4 protein-coding genes, 1 pseudogene and 1 riboswitch are annotated in these 5,482 nt (G+C 40.5%); all 5 genes and pseudogenes read right to left on the bottom strand.

Going from position 1 to position 5,482, the window contains the following annotated elements:
* Positions 1–22: 22 nt before the first annotated feature.
* The gene (locus tag V7137_RS17310; protein WP_420490148.1) at positions 23–1,630 is read right to left on the bottom strand and encodes a ribonuclease J; all 1,608 of its coding nucleotides are present in this window, start codon (positions 1,628–1,630) and stop codon (positions 23–25) included.
* A gap of 225 nt (positions 1,631–1,855) precedes the next feature.
* Positions 1,856–2,743: a 4-hydroxy-tetrahydrodipicolinate synthase gene (gene dapA / locus V7137_RS17315; RefSeq protein ID WP_335699247.1), complete on the bottom strand. Its 888-nt coding sequence runs from the start codon at positions 2,741–2,743 to the stop codon at positions 1,856–1,858.
* A 127-nt stretch (positions 2,744–2,870) separates the two neighbouring features.
* Positions 2,871–3,051: riboswitch (Lysine riboswitch) on the bottom strand.
* A gap of 80 nt (positions 3,052–3,131) precedes the next feature.
* Entirely contained in the window at positions 3,132–3,326 is a 195-nt protein-coding gene (locus V7137_RS17320; protein WP_335699248.1) for a hypothetical protein, read from the bottom strand.
* A gap of 90 nt (positions 3,327–3,416) precedes the next feature.
* Positions 3,417–4,632: pseudogene (locus V7137_RS17325) on the bottom strand (MFS transporter).
* 12 nt (positions 4,633–4,644) lie between these two features.
* A complete protein-coding gene (locus V7137_RS17330; protein WP_335699249.1) occupies positions 4,645–5,064 on the bottom strand; it encodes a MarR family winged helix-turn-helix transcriptional regulator in 420 nt (139 codons plus the stop codon).
* Positions 5,065–5,482 lie beyond the last annotated feature (418 nt).

Here is a 5,482-nt window from a genome sequence, read left to right on the forward strand (position 1 = left end):
GTGCCTGACACCCTTTATATTTTTAGATTTCAATAATGATAGGGAGGATCATAGGTTTTCTTTTTGTTTGAGCGAATACATATTGTCCGACGGTTTTTTTGATGTTTTGTTTGATGACATTCCATTGACGGATATTCTCACTTTGCAGGTCGTTAATGGTTTTCTTAGCCAGGCGGTTAATCTCTTTTAGAAGTTCGTCAGAATTCCTTGCGTATACGAAACCACGTGTAATGGTATCAGGCCCGGAAATAATCCTTCGGTCCGATTTATTAATTGTTATAACAATTACGAGCATTCCATCCTCAGAAAGCTGTTTACGGTCCCGTAGCACAATGTCCCCAACATCGCCAACACCCATTCCGTCCACATATGTATCCCCGGCTGGAATCGAGCGAGTCTGACGGGCCACCTGGTTTTCAACATCTACGACATCACCATTTTTAATAATGAAGGTATTTCCCTTCTCAACTCCCACTGACTCAGCTAACAATCGGTGATGATGCAGCATTCGATATTCACCATGAATCGGAATAAAATAGGTTGGTTTCATCAAAGTCAGCATGAGTTTTAAGTCTTCTTGATAGCCATGCCCTGAAACATGCATACCAGTTGTACTCCCAGAACCATAAATTACTTTGGCGCCGAGTTGATATAAATTGTCGATGATTCGAGAAACGTCCTTTTCATTTCCCGGTATTGGAGATGCAGCTAAAATAACCGTGTCCCCGGGATAAACAGAGACATCGCGAAAGTTTCCGCTCGCCAGGCGAGCAAGGGCAGCCATTGGCTCTCCTTGACTACCCGTACAAAGGATGACCACTTTTTCAGGAGAAAGTCTATCGACTTCGCGTGGTTCGATGATCATCCCGTCTGGAATGGTTAAATAACCACGCTCAATCGCAACTGAGACCACATTTACCATACTCCGGCCAAGAAGCGCGATCTTACGATTGGCCTTTATCGCTGCCGCAACCACCTGTTGAACACGATTCACATTCGAAGCAAAGGTGGAGATAAAGATTTTCCCGTCAGCTTTCATGAAGGCCTCATCCAAATTGTCGCCAATCATTTGCTCGGACGGCGTCAGCCCCTTACGCTCAGCGTTGGTACTTTCAGAAATTAAAACTAAGACACCTTCCTGACCGATATCGGCCATTTTATGAATATCTGAATGTTGATTATTCACAGGTGTTAAATCAAATTTGAAGTCACCAGTATGAACGACATTGCCTTCTGGCGTATGAAAAACAATGCCGAGACAATCCGGGATACTGTGACTAACTCTGAAGAAGGAAACACTTGTGTCACCAAATTCCAGTCTTGAATTAGTGTCAATGGTCATCAGCTTTGTGTTTCTACGGAGGCGATGCTCATCTATTTTTAATTCAATGAGACCAAGGGTAAAATGTGTAGCATAGATAGGGATATTTAATTTTCTTAAAATATAAGGAATACCACCAATATGGTCCTCGTGCCCATGTGTCACAATTAAAGCTTGGATTTTCTCCTGATTTTCTTCTAAATACGTAATATCGGGGATAATTAAATCAATTCCTAATAAACTCTCATCGGGAAACTTCCCCCCGCAGTCAACGATAAAAATATCATCTGCGTATTGAACCACATACATGTTTTTACCGATTTCATTGATGCCGCCTAACGCGAAAATGGATAATTGATGATTATTGGTTCGCAAGTAAATATCCTCCCTATTCCAAGTAAATAAGAATAGTATGCCCTTTTGGATAGACTTTATTTGAAAGGGAAGAGGGAAACTTTTTGTCAGAGAACAACAAAAGGCTGCCAACGCACTGGTCGTTGGCAGCCTTTAATCATTCCTATAAATCGGTCATTTTTAAATCAATGTTTTGATTTTGCTGGCAGGAAGAAAAGCTTTTAATGCCTTTTCTTCTCCATCACTTAAAGGGAGCAATGGTAATCGAAGTCCGCCAACTTCAACCCCGTTCATGTTCAAGGCTGCTTTTACTGGTGCTGGATTTGGAGCAGTAAATAATGCCTTCATAAGAGGAAGTAGGCTGCGATGGCAACTAGCAGCTTCCTGAACCCGGCCATTTTTAAAATGATTGATCATTTCTTGCATTTCATTGCCAATGATATGGGAAGCAACCGATACAACGCCTGCTCCGCCAATGGCTAACACGGGCAATGTTAAGCTATCATCACCACTATAAAGGGTAAAATCACTTGGGGCTTGGCTAATAACCGCAGCCATGGCATCCAGGTTGCCGCTGGCTTCTTTTACGGCAACAATATTCTCGATTTGTGAAAGGCGAACAATGGTCTCTACCGCCAGATGGACCACACTTCGGCCAGGAATATTATAAAGCATAATCGGTAGGGTTGTGGATTCAGCAATCGCTTTAAAGTGTTGATACATACCTTCTTGAGATGGTTTGTTATAGTAAGGAGCAACAAGCATAATCCCATCTACACCTGCTTCTTCAGCCTGCTTGGTTAAGCTGATGGAAGCACGCGTATTATTGGAGCCAGTTCCAGCGATGACTGGAATTCTTCCTCTCGAAGCATCGACAACCACTTTAAAGAGAGCGATTTTTTCTTCAGTCGTTAAGGTTGGGGATTCTCCTGTTGTCCCAGCAACGACGATCGCATCCGTCCCATTATCAATCAAATAATTTACTAATCTTCTTGTTGCGTTAAAATCAACCTCGCCATTTTGATCAAATGGCGTAACCATCGCGGTTAAAACTTGGCCAAATTTCATCTTTTCTCACCCTTTTAATAAATTTTTTTAAAATTTTGAGGGGGGTAAGGCCATTCAACATTCAACGCAAAAAAGCAACAACGAGGGTTCGCTGTTGCAGTAGAAACATAAACAAATAGGTTCCCGTGCGTAAGATAGCCCTCCATATAGTTTCCTATATGACAGTTCTGTATTTATTCAATAGCAGAACCAGCTTCATGATAAATGAGCATCAATGAAGCTTCGGCAAATTCCCCTTTTCACAATTATCGTTGGACCCCATTGTCCTCCCATTGTGTACTTATGGTCTTTGCGCCTCTATCCTCACTCCAAAAATTTTGAAGTAAGAAAATATATAATTGATAGTAAATATATCAGAATATTTCTTTTGTTTCAAGGGGAGATGGTACTATATTTCAGCAATTTTCAAACCCTGTTTTTCCTTCTCTACTTCTAATGCAGAAACAATATAAGCAAACCCGTTCATAACAAAGTAAATAACATCCGATTTGACCTGTTCCTTTTCTCCTAAATAAGTATTGATGATCATACTGAAGGAGAAAAAAACAACAAAGGATAATGCAATTTTATTAAAAATGATCAAATTTACCGACCCCTTTATTTAGGATTCTTATGTTAATCATATTTGCTTAAAACTGGTTTTATGTCTGCAGTCGAAAGCGGAGGATGGAAATCAATGAGTTCCTGGAGTTGGCTCCTTCACCAATGTCCTTCTCGAAAGTTCTTTCTTCCCGTGCAGGAAGTAGTAAAGAAGAATTGATGCTAGAACAACTACGCCTAAGATCACATACAGAGTCCTATAGCCGGTTAACGGGATCATAAATCCAAGGAGATATGGACCGAATCCAAGACCAGCATCAAGAAAAATAAAGAAAGTCGACGTTGCCAAACCCATCCGATGCGGAGGCGTGACCTTTACTGGCCACTGCCTGGGTACTTGATTGCAAGTTACCGAAACCAAGGCCGATCAATACACCAGCTGCTAATAAAGTGATGCTTACGCTTGCGGTACTAAGCAGAAACAAACCGGCAGCTAAGGCAATAAAGCACGGATACATAATATAGTTTGCCCCTTTTAAATCCATTATGCGTCCGGTAATGGGGCGTGATAACAATACAGCGAAAGAATAGACTAGGAAAAAGAAACTTGCCGCACTAACTAGGTCGATTTCAATCGCATAGAAATTAATAAAGGAAAGAACGCTTGAATAACAAAAGGCTACTACTAGTGTAATAACCGCAATTGGAAGTGCTTTTGGTTCAATATAATTAGAAATCTTGAATCCTTTTGTTTCAGTTGGTTTCGCCGATCCTTCCATTTGCGGCACATCAACAAAGAAAGCAGTGATTAAACTAATTACTCCTAATGCCAGTGTGAAAATAAAGATCATTTGGAAATCAGTATGCTGACTCATGTACAGTCCAATGAATGGGCCAATCGCTGTTGCCAGAGTTGCGCTCATGCTGAAATAGCCGATTCCTTCAGCCTTTCGTGTAGAAGGGATAATCTGAGCCACAATCGTTCCTGTTGCGGTGCCGACCATACCCCCTGCAATTCCATGGAGTAAGCGCGTAATAAGCAGAAAGGTGATGCCAAAATTCACAAAATATAAAAGAAGCGTCAAAATAAAAAAGATAATACCAATGAATAACGTTCTCCTTCGACCGATGGACTCAATAAATCTGCCAATCAACAGCCGTCCAATTAATGACCCAACAATAAAAATTCCTGTAACAAGTCCTGCTTGACTGGTAGAAGCATCAAATTCATCTACGGCATAAACACCAATGATGACAATTAATAAATAAAAGACTAACGTTACAAAAAAATTGACCCCGGACACAATCGTAAAATCCTTGGTCCAAAGTCTTGCTCTTGGTTGATTCACAGTAATTACCCCCTACTTAATAATATTATCTCGAATTAGGCTCATAATCCGGATGGCCTCAAGCTGTTCATGCTCCGAGATTCCTTTTAAGATGTCATTTTCAAATTGATCAATCGTGACACGGACCTGCGTATATATTTTTCTCCCTAGTTCAGTCAGTTGTGTTCTCTTTTCACGTTTATCGTTGGTCGGAACCTGCTCGACATATCCAAGTTCTTCTAAACGGTTAATGGTCCGGGTGACAGTGGGTTTTTCCACATATAAGTAATGCGAGAGTTCCACAAGTGTTGCAGAACCATTATGGGATAAGTAGTGAAAAATAGACCACTGCGCTCTGTGCAGTTGATGCTCAGCCAAATGGAAATTCAACTTATTTTCAAATGGCCGGTATAACATCAATAATTGATGAAAAAATTTTTGAGAAGTCTTCATATAGATCACCCCGATGGATTGGAATAGTTAGCTAGAGTAATGATTACCTTGGGTAACTAATACAGTATATCACAAATGATTATCGAATGTCTAATGACTGAAATGTTAGTACACGCATCTAATCAAACGATTGATTAAAAAGGACGGAAGCCTTGGCATGATTGGTTTTCTGAGGGATGGGTTGTTGCTGGAAAAACTAATCAAACGTTTGATTAAAAGGGGTTGAGGGCTTGGTATGTAAGGCTTTGTAAGGTGTGGTGATTATTGGAGCGATGGAAACTAAACAAACGATTGATTAAAAAGGGCAGAAGGCTTGGTGTATAAGGTGTATATTATAACTAATCAAACGATTGATTAAAAGGGAAGAGGGATTGAAGATTTAGGGGATGGTTGGCCATTTTGAAAAACTAATCAAACG

It is taken from the genome of Neobacillus drentensis (assembly GCF_036962765.1).
In the GTDB taxonomy this organism is placed as follows: Bacteria; Bacillota; Bacilli; order Bacillales; family Cytobacillaceae; genus Neobacillus; species Neobacillus drentensis_C.